14 protein-coding genes are annotated in these 15714 nt (G+C 64.4%); 4 read left to right on the top strand and 10 right to left on the bottom strand.

Translation table 11 applies throughout. From position 1 onward, the window contains the following. Positions 1 to 7 precede the first annotated feature (7 nt). From dapC to ABIE24_RS07085, 7 genes are all read right to left on the bottom strand, one after another. Positions 8 to 1120: a succinyldiaminopimelate transaminase gene (dapC, locus tag ABIE24_RS07115; protein ID WP_354498183.1), complete on the bottom strand. Its 1113-nt coding sequence runs from the start codon at positions 1118 to 1120 to the stop codon at positions 8 to 10. 3 nt (positions 1121 to 1123) lie between these two features. Beyond that, positions 1124 to 1441, bottom strand: coding sequence for a ferredoxin (fdxA, locus tag ABIE24_RS07110; protein ID WP_354498181.1), 318 nt, complete (start codon positions 1439 to 1441; stop codon positions 1124 to 1126). A gap of 38 nt (positions 1442 to 1479) precedes the next feature. Beyond that, entirely contained in the window at positions 1480 to 1956 is a 477-nt protein-coding gene (locus ABIE24_RS07105; protein WP_354498179.1) for a hypothetical protein, read from the bottom strand. A gap of 197 nt (positions 1957 to 2153) precedes the next feature. Continuing rightward, entirely contained in the window at positions 2154 to 2468 is a 315-nt protein-coding gene (locus ABIE24_RS07100; RefSeq protein WP_354498176.1) for an AzlD domain-containing protein, read from the bottom strand. After that, positions 2465 to 3181, bottom strand: a complete 717-nt coding sequence (locus tag ABIE24_RS07095) for an AzlC family ABC transporter permease (RefSeq protein WP_354498863.1) — start codon at positions 3179 to 3181, stop codon at positions 2465 to 2467. Before ABIE24_RS07095 ends, ABIE24_RS07100 begins: the two co-directional genes overlap by 4 nt. A 141-nt stretch (positions 3182 to 3322) precedes the next feature. Beyond that, a complete protein-coding gene (typA, locus tag ABIE24_RS07090) occupies positions 3323 to 5230 on the bottom strand; it encodes a translational GTPase TypA (protein ID WP_354498174.1) in 1908 nt (635 codons plus the stop codon). A gap of 188 nt (positions 5231 to 5418) precedes the next feature. Next, positions 5419 to 7149 carry an ABC transporter ATP-binding protein gene (locus ABIE24_RS07085; protein WP_354498862.1) on the bottom strand — a complete coding sequence of 577 codons (1731 nt, stop codon included), beginning with the start codon at positions 7147 to 7149 and terminating at the stop codon, positions 5419 to 5421. 86 nt (positions 7150 to 7235) lie between these two features. Between ABIE24_RS07085 and ABIE24_RS07080 the strand changes: the two genes are divergently transcribed. Continuing rightward, entirely contained in the window at positions 7236 to 7853 is a 618-nt protein-coding gene (locus tag ABIE24_RS07080; protein ID WP_354498172.1) for a PH domain-containing protein, read from the top strand. A gap of 14 nt (positions 7854 to 7867) precedes the next feature. On the opposite strand, the gene ABIE24_RS07075 is transcribed toward ABIE24_RS07080, so the two are convergent. From ABIE24_RS07075 to ABIE24_RS07065, 3 genes are all read right to left on the bottom strand, one after another. Beyond that, entirely contained in the window at positions 7868 to 8866 is a 999-nt protein-coding gene (locus ABIE24_RS07075) for an ABC transporter permease (RefSeq protein ID WP_354498170.1), read from the bottom strand. A 43-nt stretch (positions 8867 to 8909) separates the two neighbouring features. Continuing rightward, positions 8910 to 10454: an ABC transporter permease gene (locus ABIE24_RS07070; protein WP_354498861.1), complete on the bottom strand. Its 1545-nt coding sequence runs from the start codon at positions 10452 to 10454 to the stop codon at positions 8910 to 8912. 167 nt (positions 10455 to 10621) lie between these two features. Continuing rightward, the gene (locus ABIE24_RS07065; protein ID WP_354498168.1) at positions 10622 to 12412 is read right to left on the bottom strand and encodes an ABC transporter family substrate-binding protein; all 1791 of its coding nucleotides are present in this window, start codon (positions 12410 to 12412) and stop codon (positions 10622 to 10624) included. Between the two features lie 231 nt (positions 12413 to 12643). Here ABIE24_RS07065 and ABIE24_RS07060 point away from each other — a divergent pair, with 231 nt between their 5' ends. The 3 genes from ABIE24_RS07060 to ABIE24_RS07050 all read left to right on the top strand — a co-directional run bounded on the left by ABIE24_RS07060 (position 12644) and on the right by ABIE24_RS07050 (position 15431). Next, entirely contained in the window at positions 12644 to 13411 is a 768-nt protein-coding gene (locus tag ABIE24_RS07060; RefSeq protein ID WP_354498167.1) for a CPBP family intramembrane glutamic endopeptidase, read from the top strand. A 92-nt stretch (positions 13412 to 13503) separates the two neighbouring features. Then, positions 13504 to 13854: a DUF485 domain-containing protein gene (locus ABIE24_RS07055; protein WP_354498165.1), complete on the top strand. Its 351-nt coding sequence runs from the start codon at positions 13504 to 13506 to the stop codon at positions 13852 to 13854. Beyond that, on the top strand, positions 13851 to 15431 hold the full coding sequence (locus ABIE24_RS07050; RefSeq protein ID WP_354498163.1) for a monocarboxylic acid transporter: 1581 nt from the start codon (positions 13851 to 13853) through the stop codon (positions 15429 to 15431). Before ABIE24_RS07055 ends, ABIE24_RS07050 begins: the two co-directional genes overlap by 4 nt. Positions 15432 to 15714: the final 283 nt, after the last annotated feature.

Here is a 15714-nt window from a genome sequence, read left to right as displayed (position 1 = left end):
AATCCTCCTAAGCGGCCGCTTCCCGCAGGCGCTCAGCAGCAGTAGCGATGCGTTCGTCCGTCGCTGTCAGCGAAAGTCGCACGTGCTCGGGGTAGAACTCCCCGTAGAAGTACCCGGGTCCGGCGAGGATCCCGAGGCCGGCGAGCCTGTCGATGGATGCCCAGGCGTCGCGGCCCTCGGTCGCCCAGAGGTACAGCCCCGCCTCGCTGGAGTCGATCCGGAATCCCGCCTCTTCGAGGGCGGGGACGAGGATGTTCCGGCGCACGCGGTAGCGCTCCTTCTGCTCGGCGACGTGAACGTCGTCGGCCAGGGCCGCCACCATCGCCGCCTGCAGCGGGCCCGGCAGCATGAGACCGGCGTGCTTGCGCACGTTGAGCAGTCGGCCGATCGTCGTGGCGCAGCCGGCGGCGAACGCCGCGCGGTAGCCGGCCATGTTCGACTGTTTGCTGAGCGAGTAGATCGCGAGGATTTTGTCGGAGTCACCGGCGGTGACGCGCGGGTCGAGGATGCTGGGGATCGGAGACGCCTCCCACTCCCCGCTCCAGCCCAGCTCGGCGTAACACTCGTCGTTGATGATCACCGCACCGAGCTCCCTGGCCCGCGCGACGGCCGCACGCAGGAACGGAACGTCCAGCACCCGCCCGTCGGGGTTACCCGGCGAGTTGAGCCAGATCAGCTTCGTGGTCTCGGGCCATTCGGCCGGGTCGTCGGATGCTACCGCGTCAGCCCCGCACAACGCCGCACCGATCGCATAGGTCGGGTACGCGGCCTTCGGGTGCACGATCACATCGCCGGCGCCGAGCCCGATCATGAACGGAAGCAGGGCGACGAGCTCCTTGGAGCCGATACTCGGCAGCACGTTGTCGACCCCAAGGCCGGTCACCCCACGGCGTCGCTCGAACCATGCCACGATCGCTTCGCGTAACGCGGGCGTCCCGGCGGTCGTCGGGTAAGCGTGCGCGTCAGTGGCGGCAGAGAGTGCATCCCGCACCACGGCAGGGGTGGCGTCGACCGGTGACCCGATCGAGAGATCGGCGATGCCACCCGGGTGTGCCCTGGCCCGTTGCGCGAACGGTGCCATGGCATCCCACGGGTAATCAGGAAGGGGCTGGAGCGCCACCGGTCAGGCCTGCGGAGGAAGGACGGCGATGACCGGGTGGTCGTACTTGATCACGCCGATCTTGGCGGCACCGCCTGGCGAGCCGATCTCGTTGAAGAACTCGACGTTGGCCTTGTAGTAGTCCGCCCATTCCTCGGGCAGGTCGTCTTCGTAGTAGATCGCCTCGACCGGGCAGACCGGTTCGCAGGCGCCGCAGTCGACACATTCGTCGGGGTGAATGTAGAGGGAGCGTTCACCCTCGTAGATGCAGTCGACGGGGCATTCATCGATGCACGCTCGGTCTTTGACATCCACACACGGGAGGGCGATGACGTAGGTCACGGTTTGCGGGGTTCCCTTCGACGACAGGAAATCCCAGTCTACGCCTCAGGCCGGTGCTGCACATTCGCCGGCAAGGGAGCGGCATCCGCCGTGTGGGCCTGACGCGGGCGCTGCGGCATCCGGGGCCAGCCGACCACGATCGTGGCGAGGAGCACCGGTACCACGGTCCAGACCAGTCCCAGCAACCCTTGCGGGATGAGGACCGACCCGCCGGCGCTCGCCACCGAGAACAGGGCGATCATGCCGACCATGCCGATCGCGGCGCAGAGGACGGGCAGCCGGTCCTCGAACAGCAGCCGGAAACCGATCAGCAGCGCAAGGACACCGACCAGCGAGAGGATGAGGCCCACCGGGAGAACGACCTCTCCGATCCGAAGGACGTTCTGGGAAGCGACCGTGCCGATCGTGCCGTAGATCGCTCCGACGAGAATCGACAGGGCGGCTCCGACGATCCGTGGACCCCGGGACGGTCTTGCCTCGGTCGGGGCGGGCGGGGCAGAGTCGTTCACAGTCACCTCCGAAGTGTAACGGGACAGCATGCCTCTCCCCTGAGCGCGTTCCCGACGCCCGGGGGAACGAACTCGTCCAATCGCCACAATCGGTTGTCGGTCCCGCCGGATCACCACGCCTTCCTCTCCGTGAACGCCCCGGAGGGCATGCGGTGGCGAGTCGGCGCCAGCGGATGCCGCATGGGCGCCTCGACCGGTCGCGCTCAGGCCATCCCCGTCCAGAGGCGCAGCAGGGCCGCGACGACCGCGGCCGCGAGCACGACAACGAGGAACGGCACCCGGAGCCAGTACAGGAGCCCCGCGACAGCCAGTGCGGGCACCCGGGCGTCGACGACGAGCTGCTGCCCGGCGCCGAGCGTCTGGACGGCGATGAGAGCGGCCAGAAGGGCGACGGTGAGCAGGTCGGCCGTTCGCGCGACGGCCGGCTTCTCCAGCCAGTGCGGAGGCACCGCGTAGCCCACGAGCTTGAGGGCGACACAGGCGATGGAGGCGAGGAGAACGATGTGCCAGAGCGTCATGTGGCCGCTCCCGTGCGGCGCCCCAGCCAGTTGGTGGTCCCGACGATTGCCGCGACGACGGCCGCGGCGAGGACCGGCACGCCGGGGGCGACGACGGGGGTCAGGGCGGCGGCCACGACGGCTGCAGCGCAGGCCACGGCGATGGTCTGGTGGGTGCGCAGGCGCGGCCAGATCAGGCCGAGGAACGCGGCAGCCGCGGCGGCATCGAGGCCATAAGCTCGGGTGTCACCGAGCAGGTCGCCGATGAGCGCACCGATCAGGGTCGTGACGTTCCAGCCGATGTAGACGACGAGGCCGGTGACCCAGAACCCTCGGCGGCGGGCGGCGGGCTCGTGCTGCGCGAGCGCGACGGCAGTCGACTCGTCGATGGTCAGCCAGGCGGCGGCCGCGTTCCGCCACCAGCCGGTCGGCCGGACGACCGGCTTCATCCGCATGCCGTAGGCCGCGTTCCGCACGCCGAGGAGCACGGCACTCGCGATGGCCGTCGCACCCGCCGCCGCTCCCCCGGACGCCACGATTCCGACGAGCGCGAATTGCGACCCGCCCGTGAACATGACGAGGCTCAGCACGCACGCCTGCCAGACATCCAGTCCCGCGGCGACGGCGAGGGCACCGAACGAGACGCCGTAGGCGGCGGTCGCGACGCCGACGGCGATCCCCTGGCGGGTGGCCAGCTGCAGGGGCGTGCGCGCCACCGACGACTTCTGCGTCATGCGCGCTGAACGGACGCCCGTTGACATGTTTTCCTCAGCCGTTTCGACCACGCTCGAGACATGTGCACCACGCTACCGGCAAACGACGAAGCGCCCGGAATCAAGGATTCCGGGCGCCGTTCCGCACGAGGGCGGAGGGGTCTACTCGTTCTGCTTCTTCATCCGGCTCGTCAGGCGGGCGCGGGCATTGGAGTCCAGCTCGACCTTGCGGATACGGATGATCGCCGGGGTGACCTCGACGCACTCGTCTTCGCGGGCGAACTCGAGGCACTCCTCGAGCGAGAGCTGGCGTGACGGGGTCATCGACTCGAACGTGTCCGAGGTCGACTGACGCATGTTCGTCAGCTTCTTCTCTTTGGTGATGTTCACGTCCATGTCGTCGTTGCGCGAGTTCTCGCCGATGACCATGCCCTCGTAAACCTCTTCGGTCGGGTTGACGAAGAACGACATCCGCTCCTGGAGGGCGATGATGGCGAACGGGGTGACGACACCGGAGCGGTCGGCGACGATCGAGCCGTTGTTGCGGGTCACGATCGATCCGGCCCACTCGTCGTAGCCGTGCGAGATCGCGTTGGCGATACCGGTGCCGCGGGTGAGCGTCATGAATTCGGTCCGGAAACCGATGAGGCCGCGCGACGGGATGATGAACTCCATGCGGACCCAGCCGGTGCCGTGGTTCGCCATGTTCTCCATGCGGCCCTTGCGCGCCGCGAGGAGCTGGGTGATCGCGCCGAGGTATTCCTCGGGAACGTCGATGGTCAGGTGCTCGTACGGCTCGTGCGTCTTGCCGTCGACCTTCTTGGTGACAACCTGCGGCTTGCCGACGGTGAGCTCGAAGCCTTCGCGGCGCATCTGCTCGACGAGGATCGCCAGGGCGAGTTCGCCTCGGCCCTGGACCTCCCACTTGTCGGGGGCGCCGATGTCAAGAACGCGAAGCGAGACGTTACCGACGAGTTCGCGGTCGAGGCGGTCCTTGACCATGCGGGCGGTGAGCTTGTGGCCCTTGACCTTGCCGACGAGCGGCGACGTGTTCGTTCCGATGGTCATCGAGATGGCGGGCTCGTCGACGGTGATCGTCGGGAGCGGGCGCACGTCCTCAGGGTCGGCGAGGGTCTCACCGATGGTGATGTCGGGGAAACCGGCAACGACGACGATGTCGCCGGGGCTGGCGCTCTCAGCCGGGTAGCGGTCGAGAGCCTTGGTGATGAACAACTCGGTGACGCGCACGTTGTGGACGGATCCGTCGTACTTGACCCAGGCGACCGTCTGGCCCTTCTTGATCGTGCCCTGGAAGACGCGCAGGAGCGCGAGACGCCCGAGGAACGGCGACGCATCGAGGTTGGTCACGTGTGCCTGCAGGGGGTGCTCGTCGTCGTAGACCGGAGCGGGGATGTGCTTGATGATGGCATCGAACAGCGGCTCGAGGTCGTCGTTGTCGGGCAGTGTGCCGTTCTCGGGTTTGTTCCAGCTCGCCGCACCGTTGCGCCCTGAGGCGTAGACGACGGGGACGTCGAGGACGGCGTCGAGGTCGAGGTCGGGAACGTCGTCGGCCATGTCGCTGGCCAGGCCGAGGAGCAGGTCCTGGCTCTCGGCGACGACCTCGTCGATGCGCGCATCCGGCCGGTCGGTCTTGTTGACCAGGAGGATGACGGGAAGCTTGGCCTCGAGCGCCTTGCGGAGCACGAATCGGGTCTGCGGAAGCGGGCCCTCACTCGCGTCGACGAGGAGCACGACGCCGTCGACCATGGACAGGCCGCGCTCGACCTCGCCACCGAAGTCGGCGTGGCCGGGGGTGTCGATCACATTGACCGTGATCGGCCCGTTGCTGGCGTGCTTGCCCTTGTACGACACGGCCGTGTTCTTGGCGAGGATCGTAATGCCCTTTTCGCGCTCGAGCTCGTTGGAGTCCATGGCGCGTTCTTCGAGGTGTGAGTGCTCGGCGAACGAGTCCGTCTGCCGGAGCATGGCGTCCACCAGAGTGGTCTTGCCGTGGTCAACGTGAGCAACAATCGCTACGTTTCGGAGATCGTCGCGCGAAGCAAGCGCCATGAAAAAATTCCTTACAAAGTATGGATGCCGCGGAGTGGTGGTGCGGCGGAAAAGGGAGAAATCGGATCAGAATCCGACCCAACAGAATATCCTACCGCACGCCAGATGGACCTTCGCTGGGAGCGCCGTACACAGGCGAGTTGGGGGCGGCGGAAACCCCGACCCACCGTCACAGTGTGCCTACCGCCTCACTCGTCGGTCTCGGCGAGGATCGTCTTCCGGAGTTCGCGCCGGGCCCGCTGCGCATCCGGATCGGGAACAGGGATCGCGGCGATGAGGCGTTGGGTATACGGATCCTTGGGGGCGCGCAGGATCTCGTCACGGGTTCCCTCCTCAGCGATCACCCCTTTATGAAGGACGACGATTCGGTCAGCGAGGGAATCCACAACTGCCAGATCATGGCTGATGAATAGGCAGGCGAAGTGCATCTCCCGTTGCAGCTCTGTCAGCAAATCCAGCACGGTCGCCTGGACCGAGACGTCGAGGGCGGAGGTCGGTTCGTCCGCGACGAGCAATTGAGGACTCAACGACAGGGCGCGCGCGATTCCAACGCGCTGTTTCTGCCCGCCCGACAACTCGTGCGGAAAACGGTTGCGATACCCGCGAGGCAGCTTCACGCTATCGAGCAGTTCTTCGACACGTCGGTCGAGTGCGCTGCCCTTCGCTTCGCCGGCGAGCAGCAGCGGCTCGCCGATGCTCTCTCCGATGGGAAGTCGCGGATTCAACGAGGACGACGGGTCCTGAAAGACGATTCCCACTTTTCGCGTGAGGCTCTTGAGTGTCTTGCGATCACCACGTGAAATGTCGGTGGCGGCGACAACCAGGCGCCCCTCGGCGATCGCCTGGAGCCCGATCGACGCACGACCGATCGTGGATTTTCCCGAACCGGATTCTCCAACCAGGCCCAGCACTTCACCAGCTCTCACTTCGAACGAAACTGAGTTCACTGCCCGGAACGCCCCGACCTTGCCACGCTTTCCATACTCGACGGAGACATCTGTCAGGGAGAGGACCGTGGGCGCATCCGCGAACGGATCCGTCGATATGACCTTGGGGATCGGGGTGTGCTCGACGACAGCCTCGAGGACGTGAGAAATATCGTCCTGGGCATCGCCCTTCTCACTTACGCCGAGGTGCGGGACCGCTTCGAGCAAGGCCTTGGTGTAAGGATGCGACGGGGCATAGAAGATCTGGTTCACGTCGCCCTGCTCGACGATCTCCCCCTCCTGCATGACCACAATCCAGTCGGCGAGGTCAGCCACGACTCCCATGTCGTGCGTGATCAACAGCACGGCGCTGTCCAGTCGGTCCCGTAGTGAGCGGATGAGTTCGAGAATCTCTGCCTGCACCGTGACGTCGAGCGCCGTCGTGGGTTCATCGGCGATGAGAAGCTTGGGGTCGAGGGACAGAGACTGGGCGATCATGGCGCGCTGGCGCTGGCCGCCCGAGAGCTGGTGTGGGTAGGAATTGAACGCCTTCTCGGGGTCGGGGAGTTCCACCAGACCCAACAGCTCGATCGCGCGATCTCGAGCCTCGCTCGGGGATTTGGTGGTGTGGGCGCGAATAGCCTCCATGATCTGGAACCCGACCGTGTAGACCGGGTTCAGCGCGGTCATCGGCTCCTGGAAGATCGCAGCGACAGTGGCCCCGCGGATCGAGCGCAAACGCTTTGGCGTCGCACCGATGAGTTCCTCACCGTCGAGCTTGATGCTTCCGCTAATCCGGGCCGACTTGGGGAGCAGGTCGAGAATCGCCATGGAACTGGCGCTCTTCCCGGATCCCGACTCTCCGACGACCGCAACAATCTGCCCCGGTTCGATCGAGTAGTTGAGCGACTTCGCCGCCGGCATCCAGACGCCGTCGACAGCGAAGTGCACCGTGAGGTCGGTCAGCTCGAGGACCGGTTCGGTCGTTTTCATGGACATCCATGCGCCTTTCTCGTGTGTCCGGCGCGATTCGCCCGTGCCGTTTCATCGTCGACCCGATTCGGTGTCACGATGGGTGGGTGATCGACTCCAGTGAAAGCTCTTCGACCGTCTTCGTTTCGCGATTCAACCGTATCCTCTGCGTCATCGTTTGGGCGCTGTGTGCGGTACTGGCGGTGGGCGCAGTCATCTCCGCGGAGTCGGCGTCCCAGTACTGGTTCCTGGTTCCACTCGCGTGGATCGGCGCCTGCTCGTTCGTCGCGCTGTGGCAGCCTCGGCTGCGCGTGGATGACGTCAGCGTGACGGTGCGAAACGTGATGAGGACGATCACGATCCCGTGGGAGGCCCTGATCCACGTCGACACCAAGTATGCGCTGGCGCTCTACACCCCGGGCAAATCGTTCTCCGTCTGGGCAGCGCCCGCCCCCGGGAGCATCACTGTGCTGCGGTTGGCACGCAGGGACTCCCGATCGACGTCCGACAGGTCCCTCACGACGCGACCCGGCGACCTGCCTGGAACGGATTCCGGTGACGCTGCCGCGATGGTGCGCAGCCGCTGGGAGTCGCTCAAAAGCCGCAATCTCATCGCGACCGGCATTGCCGACACGGCGCCTGTCGCTGTTCGTTGGAACGTGGCGACGATCGCCACTGCGGTTCTGGGAGGCGGCGCGAGCCTCGTTGCCCTCACGTTGGCCTGACCAGCGCACGAGGGTCATGACTGCTCGACGTGTTCGCGCATCTTGCGCCGCTTGAACCGCTTCTGCCTGGGGTCGAATGCGTCGCGTAGACCGTCCCCAACGAAGTTGACGAGAAGCGCGAGCCCGACGATGAACAGCGCGGGCCACCAATAGAGCCACGGACGGGTCGCGAACGCCGACTGGTTGTCGGAGATCAGGCGACCGAGCGACACTTCGGGCGAGCGGATGCCGTAACCGAGAAAGCTCAGCGCCGTTTCCAGCAGGATGGCGGTGGCCGCCAGCAACGTTGCGGACACGATGACCACCCCGATCGCATTCGGGAGGATGTGCTTGAAGATGATTCGCAGATCGCTCGCGCCGGCAACGCGGGCCGCCTCGACGAACTCGCGCTCGCGCAGGCTGAGGAACTCGCTCCGTACCAGTCTGGCGATGCTCATCCACGCGACGAAGGCGAGAAGCGTCGCAAGAACCCACACTCCGAGCCCACCGACGGTGCGACCGACAACGGCTCCAATGACGAGCGCAGGAATGACCAGGAAGATATCGGTGATTCGCATAAGAGCCGAATCGACCCAACCGCGGTAATATCCGGCAATGGCGCCGACAACCGTGCCGACGAGTGTTCCTATCCCGCCGATGATGAGCATCACGAGCACGGAGTTCTGGATGCCACGCATGGTCATCGCGAAGTAATCGACGCCGATTCGGCTCTGTCCGAACGGATGCTCGCCAAGAGTGACGCCCGGGCCACCCAACCATTCAGGCACGACGGAGAGTGTAGCGGCACCTCCGTTCAGCTGCGGATTCAGGCTCGTGTAGTTGTGCTTCCACCAGCCGGGTATCGGTCCGAATCCGATGGCCGAGACCGAGAACACAACCACCAGCACGTAGAGCACAAGACAGGTCATTGCCAGCTTGTTCGAAACGAAGCGCCGCAGAATCAGCTTCCCCTGGCGTTCGCCGCGGACCCCCTGCGACGTTTCCACCACGGTTTCAGGAGTGAGCGAAGTCATCTTTTGCTCCGTCCGGCCTCGGCACTGGGATGGGTGGGGTGGTTCATGCGCGCACTCTCACTCTCGGGTCGAGAACCGCGTAGGCGAGATCCGCAATGAAGTTGAACGCGATGGCCAGAATGGCGATCACCAGGAAATAGCCCATGATCGGGTTCAGGTCGACTCGTTGCAGGGAGGCGTTGAAGAGCTGACCCATTCCGGGGATGGCGAAGACGTACTCGGTGATAACGGCGCCGCCGAGCAACGCTCCGACATCGACAGCGACGAGCGTGGCGATGGGGATGAGCATGTTGCGGAACGCATGGCGGACGATCACGGTGCGTTCGGGGAGTCCCTTTGCCCGCGCCGTGCGGATGTAGTCCAGGTTCATGACCTCCAGGAGGCCGGCCCTCGCGTAACGGGTGTAACCGGCGAACGAGATCAGCAGCAGCGAGACGGTCGGCAGAAGCAGGTGAGTAAATGAGTCGATCGACGTCACCCAGAAGTCATTGTTGAATCCGGGGGTTGAGGAGCCCACAGTGGCGATCGGACGGTTCGCGATGCGCGGCAGGCTGATGTACGTGTGCCAGGACTGCATGAACCGGTCGATCAGAACGAGGGCGGCCGAGCCGAACGCCACGATTCCGCCGACTTTCATTGTCTGCGCACGATCGTTGCCGCCGAAGATGTACCCGATGCCGACACCCACGGCGACGGCGACAAGCCCGAGAATGAGGATCGTTCCCAACGACGAGATGTCGAAGAGCCCCTGCAAGGCGAAGTAACACACGTACGCGATCGCCGCGTTGATTCCCGCCACGATGAGGGAACGCCGGTGCGACAATCCGCTGAGGATGGCAACGGTGCCGACGGCCAGGGCGAGGATGAGAATGAGCAGCCCGATCGGCCCCAGGCTTGGCTGGAGGAACCATCCGGTTGCCGAGAGGAAGGCCAGCAGAGCGGCGGTCGACGCTCCGGAGACCCCGAAGACCACGAGGCGGCGTCTGAAATTGCCGCCGATCAGGACCTGCCAGATGAGTCCGACGATGACCCCGATGCCTATGACGGCCAGCGCGCTCAGGGTCGGGTCGACCTGCAGGAAATTGTTGAACCCGATGGCGATGAATTCCTTGAGAAGGACGGCGACGAGGAATGACGGGAGCGAGTAGAGGAAAAAGCTCACGAACGTCATCGAGACGTCGAAACCGCTGTACTGCCGGAGAGCGGTGACGATGCCAACGATGACCCCGAGAATGATGGCGAGCACCAGCGATACCGAGACGAGCTGAACAGTCGACCACATGGCGGTAGGCAGAATGGTGGTGACCTGGGCATTCGAAATTGTGAGGCCGAGGTTGCACATATCGGCGAAAGGCACGAGGCATCCAGCTGCGCCGCTGAGCCAGAGGAACCATCGCAGAGGCGGCGGCACGTCGAGATCCAGGGCGGCGACGCGCGCAGCGATGAGCTGTTCGGCGTTCGGTGCGTTGCTCGCCCGAAGGTCCATCAGGGGATCGCCGGAATTCGCTGCCAGGACGTACATGATGAACGAAGCGGCGATAAGGATCAGGATGGACACAAGGATGCGTCTCAGGATGTAACTGACCATGTAGGTGGAGTCTCTCACGGAATAGGTGCGCTGGACCAATGATCGGACGTGGTGATCACGGGGCCAGCTCGTCGGGGCAGATGCATGGCCGACCAGGCCATGCTGTCGTGAAGGAGCGCCGCAATGGCTGGGTGGCCACTGCGGCGCTCCGTCGGCGAGACGTCAAGTCAGGACGTGAGTTTCCAATCCTGGGCGTTCCAGACGATACCGGTCTGGTTTCCCATGTATTCGATACCTGAGATCGTTCCGTTGTCGGCGAAAATACCCGGGAGTTGGAACAGCGGAAGACCGTAGAAGTCCTTCGCCGTCTCGGTGTCGATCCCGATCTGGATTTCCGCCAGCCGCTCCGAATCGAGCGTGATCTGCGACTCGTCCACCAGTGCATCGACGGTGGCGTTGCTGTAGTTGTTGTAGTTTCCGCCACCGCCCGTCTTGAAGATCTGCGGCAGAGCGGCGGTTCCGGTGCCGGGCGAGATCCAGCCGAAGATCGACGCGTCATAGTCGCCACCGGGAAGCAGCGTGCTCCAGTCAGGTGATCCGAGGTCTTCAATAATGAATCCGGCCTCTTCAGCACTGGCCTTGACAGCCTGGAAGGAGTCGACTCGGTTGGGGTTGTCCGTGTTGTAGAGGATCCTCACGGTCGGCGTCGCACCGGCAAGAAGCGCCTTGGCGCCTTCAACGTCGGGTTCGTTGTAGGCGTCGTAACCGCTTGCCGCGACCGCGTCAGCGTAGGACTCATTCGCCGGAACGTAGATCTGCGAGTTGAGCACCTCTGCCTCGGGGTTGACGGGGGTGATAAGCGATTCAAGGATCTGCTGGCGTGGAATCGTCTTGAGGAAAGCTTCCCGGACAGCCGCGTCCGCGAACACGTCCGAACCGAAGTTCAAGTCGAGGTGATCGTAGGAGACCTGGTCACCTTCGTGCAGGGTGGCCTTGTTGGTCTCGAGAGCAGTCACCGTGTCAGCCGAGGCCTGCGGGTAGATCGCGTTGACTTCACCGTTCTGCAGAGCTGTAATCTGTGCGTTTGCATCGCCGATGAAGCGAATGATCAGGTTCTCGTATTCGGGCTCGTTGTCACCCTTGTACTCGGGGTTCTTTCCGAGGGTGACCGACTGTTCCGGCGTGAAATCCGTCACTATGAAGGGTCCACTCGAAACGAGCAATGACTCGTCTTCAGGCATCGACGTTACGTCGTAACCGGTGTTCCAGAAGTCAGCGACCGCCTTCAACGTCGCGTTGGGCTCGACCGGCGCTGCCGGGTCTCCCGCAGGAAGGTCCTTGAAGAGTTGCGTGAGTTCTTCGACGCTTACGCCGGCCTTCTCCGCCATGACGTGAGCAGGCTTGCTGATCATGTTGACCAGTTCCCAGTCGGCGAAGGGCTTCTCGTACGTGAGAGTCAGCGACAGGTTGTCATCGCCGATCTCGGGGAACGCGGTCATGTCGAGACCGGTCGTACTTCCGGCGAGCGCGAAGTATTGCGTACCCGTGGTGACTGCACCCTCGTCGTCGAACGAGGCGTCATCGTAGTATCCCGAATTGTTCACCCAGGAGAACAGCATGTCGTCTGCCGTGATCGGCTCGCCGTCAGACCACTTGAGGCCGTCATTGAGCGTGTATTTCACAACCAGAGGGTCCTCGGAGATCCGCTCGTATGTTCCGAAGCTCTCCTCCCTCACGATCTCGAATGCCGGGTCGAGAGTCAGGAAGCTGCCAAGCCCCAGCCCGCCGGACACACCGGTCAGGTATCCAACCATCCCGTTGGTGTCCAGGTTGCCCTGCGTGGTGTCGCCGTTGAACGACGTGAGGGCGTTGGTTGTGGCCACCGAAATCGTCGAGGAGTCCGGCTCCTCTTCGTTGTCGGCACCCCCTGTCGTGCAGCCGGCGAGCGCGAGAGCTGCTATCCCGGCAACTGCCGTGGCAGTCACCAGTCGCGACCTGCGCGATGTTGTGAATTTCACTTTTCCTCCTGTGCGAGTGAGCACGGCAGGCAGCAGAATGTGCCCCGCGACCGCGCTGAATACAAAGAACCCTAGGTATCGTTGAGCCCAACTGCAAAAGAACTCGCACAATCGTTACACACCAGTAACTCAATTCGGATTTATGGGCGCATTTTGCACATTTGTTGCATCGTGACTCGTTATGACGCTCATTTATTGCCCCTGCGCCCACCTACGCACACGGAGAGATACATGCCACAATCGGGCCAGGCGCGAGCGTGGTGGGAGATCGCCATCGTCCTCGGGCTGAGTGTCGGGGCATCCGCCGTGTACTCTCTCGTGTCGATCCTGGCCCGGGTCACCGATGACACTCCGCTGGCCGATCAGTCGGCCCGGCTCAACGCGTCGCAGAGCGAGCGTGAGTGGCTCGACTTCAGCTATCAGTTTCTCGGCATCTTCTTCGAGTTGTTCGTCGTCGCGCTGGCGTTGTTCCTGCTCTGGCAGCCCGGCCGGAGCGGTTTTGCCCGGATCGGTCTCGATTTCCGGGCGCCGGGGCGCGACGCGACGCGCGGCATCCTGCTGTTCCTCGCCATCGGCATCCCCGGCATTGCGCTCTATGCGGCGGGGAGAGCGGCTGGGTACACCGTCGCCGTCGAGGCGTCACCGCTCGATACCTACTGGTGGACGGTCCCGATCCTGATCCTGTCGGCCGTCCGGGCCGGACTCGTCGAGGAAGTGATCGTCGTCGGCTACCTCTTCACGCGGCTCCGCGAGCGCGGCTGGCCCGACTGGACGATCATCCTCTCGACGGCAGTCCTCCGCGGCAGCTACCACCTCTACCAGGGGTTCGGGCCGTTCATCGGCAACGTCCTGATGGGTGTGCTCTTCGGCTGGTGCTACCGGCGGTGGGGTCGTGTCATGCCGCTCGTGATCGCGCATTCGCTGCTCGACATTGCGTCGTTCGTGGGCTACCCCATCGCCGCGAACCTCTGGCCCGAGCTATTCACGGCACCACGGTGAGTGTGGTGCGCCATTTCCAGCGCGCCCACTAGTGTTTCAGCAGCGCACAGAGTGGTGCGCCGCGCAGGGTTGCGCGAACTCTTTGGAGGATCATGACCCATGACGACGCGGGGACGCACGTTCCCAGTACTGCCATCGACTACATCGCAATCGAAGAATCCCCCGCCTTCGTCGAACACAAACGACGGCATCGAAGTTTCGTTTTTCCGCTGACGGTGGCGTTCCTGGTCTGGTACTTCGCTTACGTGCTGCTCGCCGACTACGCGCACGAGTTCATGTCGATCAAGGTGATCGGCAACATCAACGTCGGCCTGCTGCTCGGGCTCAGCCAGTTCGTCACGACCTTCGCCATCACCACCTGGTACGTCTCGTTCGCCAACCGCAAGCTCGACCCGACCGCTGAGAAGTTCCGCCACGAGCTCGAGGAGGCTGAGCGCGCATGACTGTCGGCGATCCCATCCTGAACATCTCCATCTTCGCGGCGTTCGTGGTCGTGACCCTCGTCATCGTGATCCGGGCTTCGCGCTCGAACAAAACGGCGAACGACTTCTACGCGGCCGGCCGCTCGTTCAGCGGAGGCCAGAACGGAACAGCCATCGCAGGCGACTACCTGTCGGCCGCCTCGTTCCTCGGCATCTGCGGCGCCATCGCGGTGAACGGCTATGACGGATTCCTCTACTCCATCGGGTTCCTCGTGGCCTGGCTTGTCGCCCTGCTGCTCGTCGCCGAGCTGCTGCGCAACACCGGCAAGTTCACCATGGCGGATGTGCTCTCCTTCCGACTCAAGGAGCGCCCTGTGCGTCTCGCCGCGGCGACGGCGACACTCGCCGTGTGCTTCTTCTACCTCCTGGCGCAGATGGCCGGCGCGGGCGGCCTCGTCTCGCTCCTCCTGGGAGTGAATGACCGGATCGGGCAGTCGGTGGTCATCGCCGTCGTCGGCGTCATCATGATCTTCTACGTGCTCATCGGTGGAATGAAGGGCACCACCTGGGTCCAGATCATCAAGGCGGTGCTCCTGATCACCGGTGCCGGCGTGATGACGGTGTGGGTGCTCGCTCTCAACGGGTTCAACCTCTCGGCCCTCCTGGGCAACGCGGTCGAGGTCGCGGGCGAAGGCATCCTGAACCCGGGGGCGCAATACGGTGTCACCGGTGTCTCGCGGCTCGACTTCGTGTCACTCGCACTCGCCCTCGTGCTCGGTACGGCGGGACTCCCCCACGTGCTGATGCGGTTCTACACCGTGCCGACAGCCAAGGAGGCCCGCCGCAGCGTGGTCTGGGCCATCTGGCTCATCGGGCTGTTCTACCTGTTCACCCTTGTGCTCGGCTACGGCGCCGCGTACCTCGTCGGCAAGGAAACCATCCTTGCCGCACCGGGTGGCGTGAACTCGGCGGCACCGCTGCTCGCGTTCGAGCTCGGCGGGTCGATCCTGCTCGGCATCATCTCGGCCGTGGCGTTCGCGACGATCCTGGCGGTCGTGGCCGGGCTGACCATCACCGCTGCTACCTCGTTCGCGCATGACGTGTACGCCAACGTGATCAAGAAGGGCGCTGTTCCGCCGAATGGCGAGGTGAAGGTCGCCCGAATCACGGTCGTCGTCATCGGCCTGCTCGCGATTGCGGGCGGTATCGGTGTGCAGGGGCAGAACATCGCCTTCCTGGTGGCCCTGGCCTTCGCGATCGCGGCGAGCGCGAACCTGCCGACGATTCTGTACTCGCTGTACTGGCGCAAGTTCACCACCCGCGGTGCGCTGTGGAGCATGTACGGCGGCCTGGGGTCGGCGCTGCTGCTGATCATCTTCTCGCCGGTCATCTCGGGGTCGGAGACGTCGATGTTCCCGACGGCGGACTTCGCCATCTTCCCGCTGAACAACCCGGGCATCGTCTCGATCCCGCTCGGGTTCCTGCTCGGCTGGCTGGGTACGGTGACGGCGAAGGTCAAGGAAGACCCGCGTATCGCGGCCGAGATGGAGGTGCGCTCGCTCACCGGGCACGGTGCGGAGAAGGCGTCGTCGCACTAGCGCTGGATCGGGAAATCCTCGTCGGCGACCCGCAACCATCCTCGGGTGGTTGCGGGTCGCCGGCGTTGGTGCCGGCACTCCGCACGTCGCCACCCCGAACCCGCGCTCAACGAAAGGCCGATGCGCTGGTCAATTGGGTTGGCGCGGGTACAATTTCAGCCGCGCACGGCAAATCGACCCGCGCAGCCGTATCCTGCCCGCAGACCAACTCCCACGACCGAAGCTGTCACGCCGGGTGAACGGTTCGGCGCGGGTGCGATTGCACCCGCGCCGAACCAAGAGA

This window comes from Mycetocola sp. 2940 (assembly GCF_040548835.1).
GTDB lineage: Bacteria > Actinomycetota > Actinomycetes > Actinomycetales > Microbacteriaceae > Mycetocola_A.
This window is presented reverse-complemented; position numbering and strand designations above follow the sequence as displayed.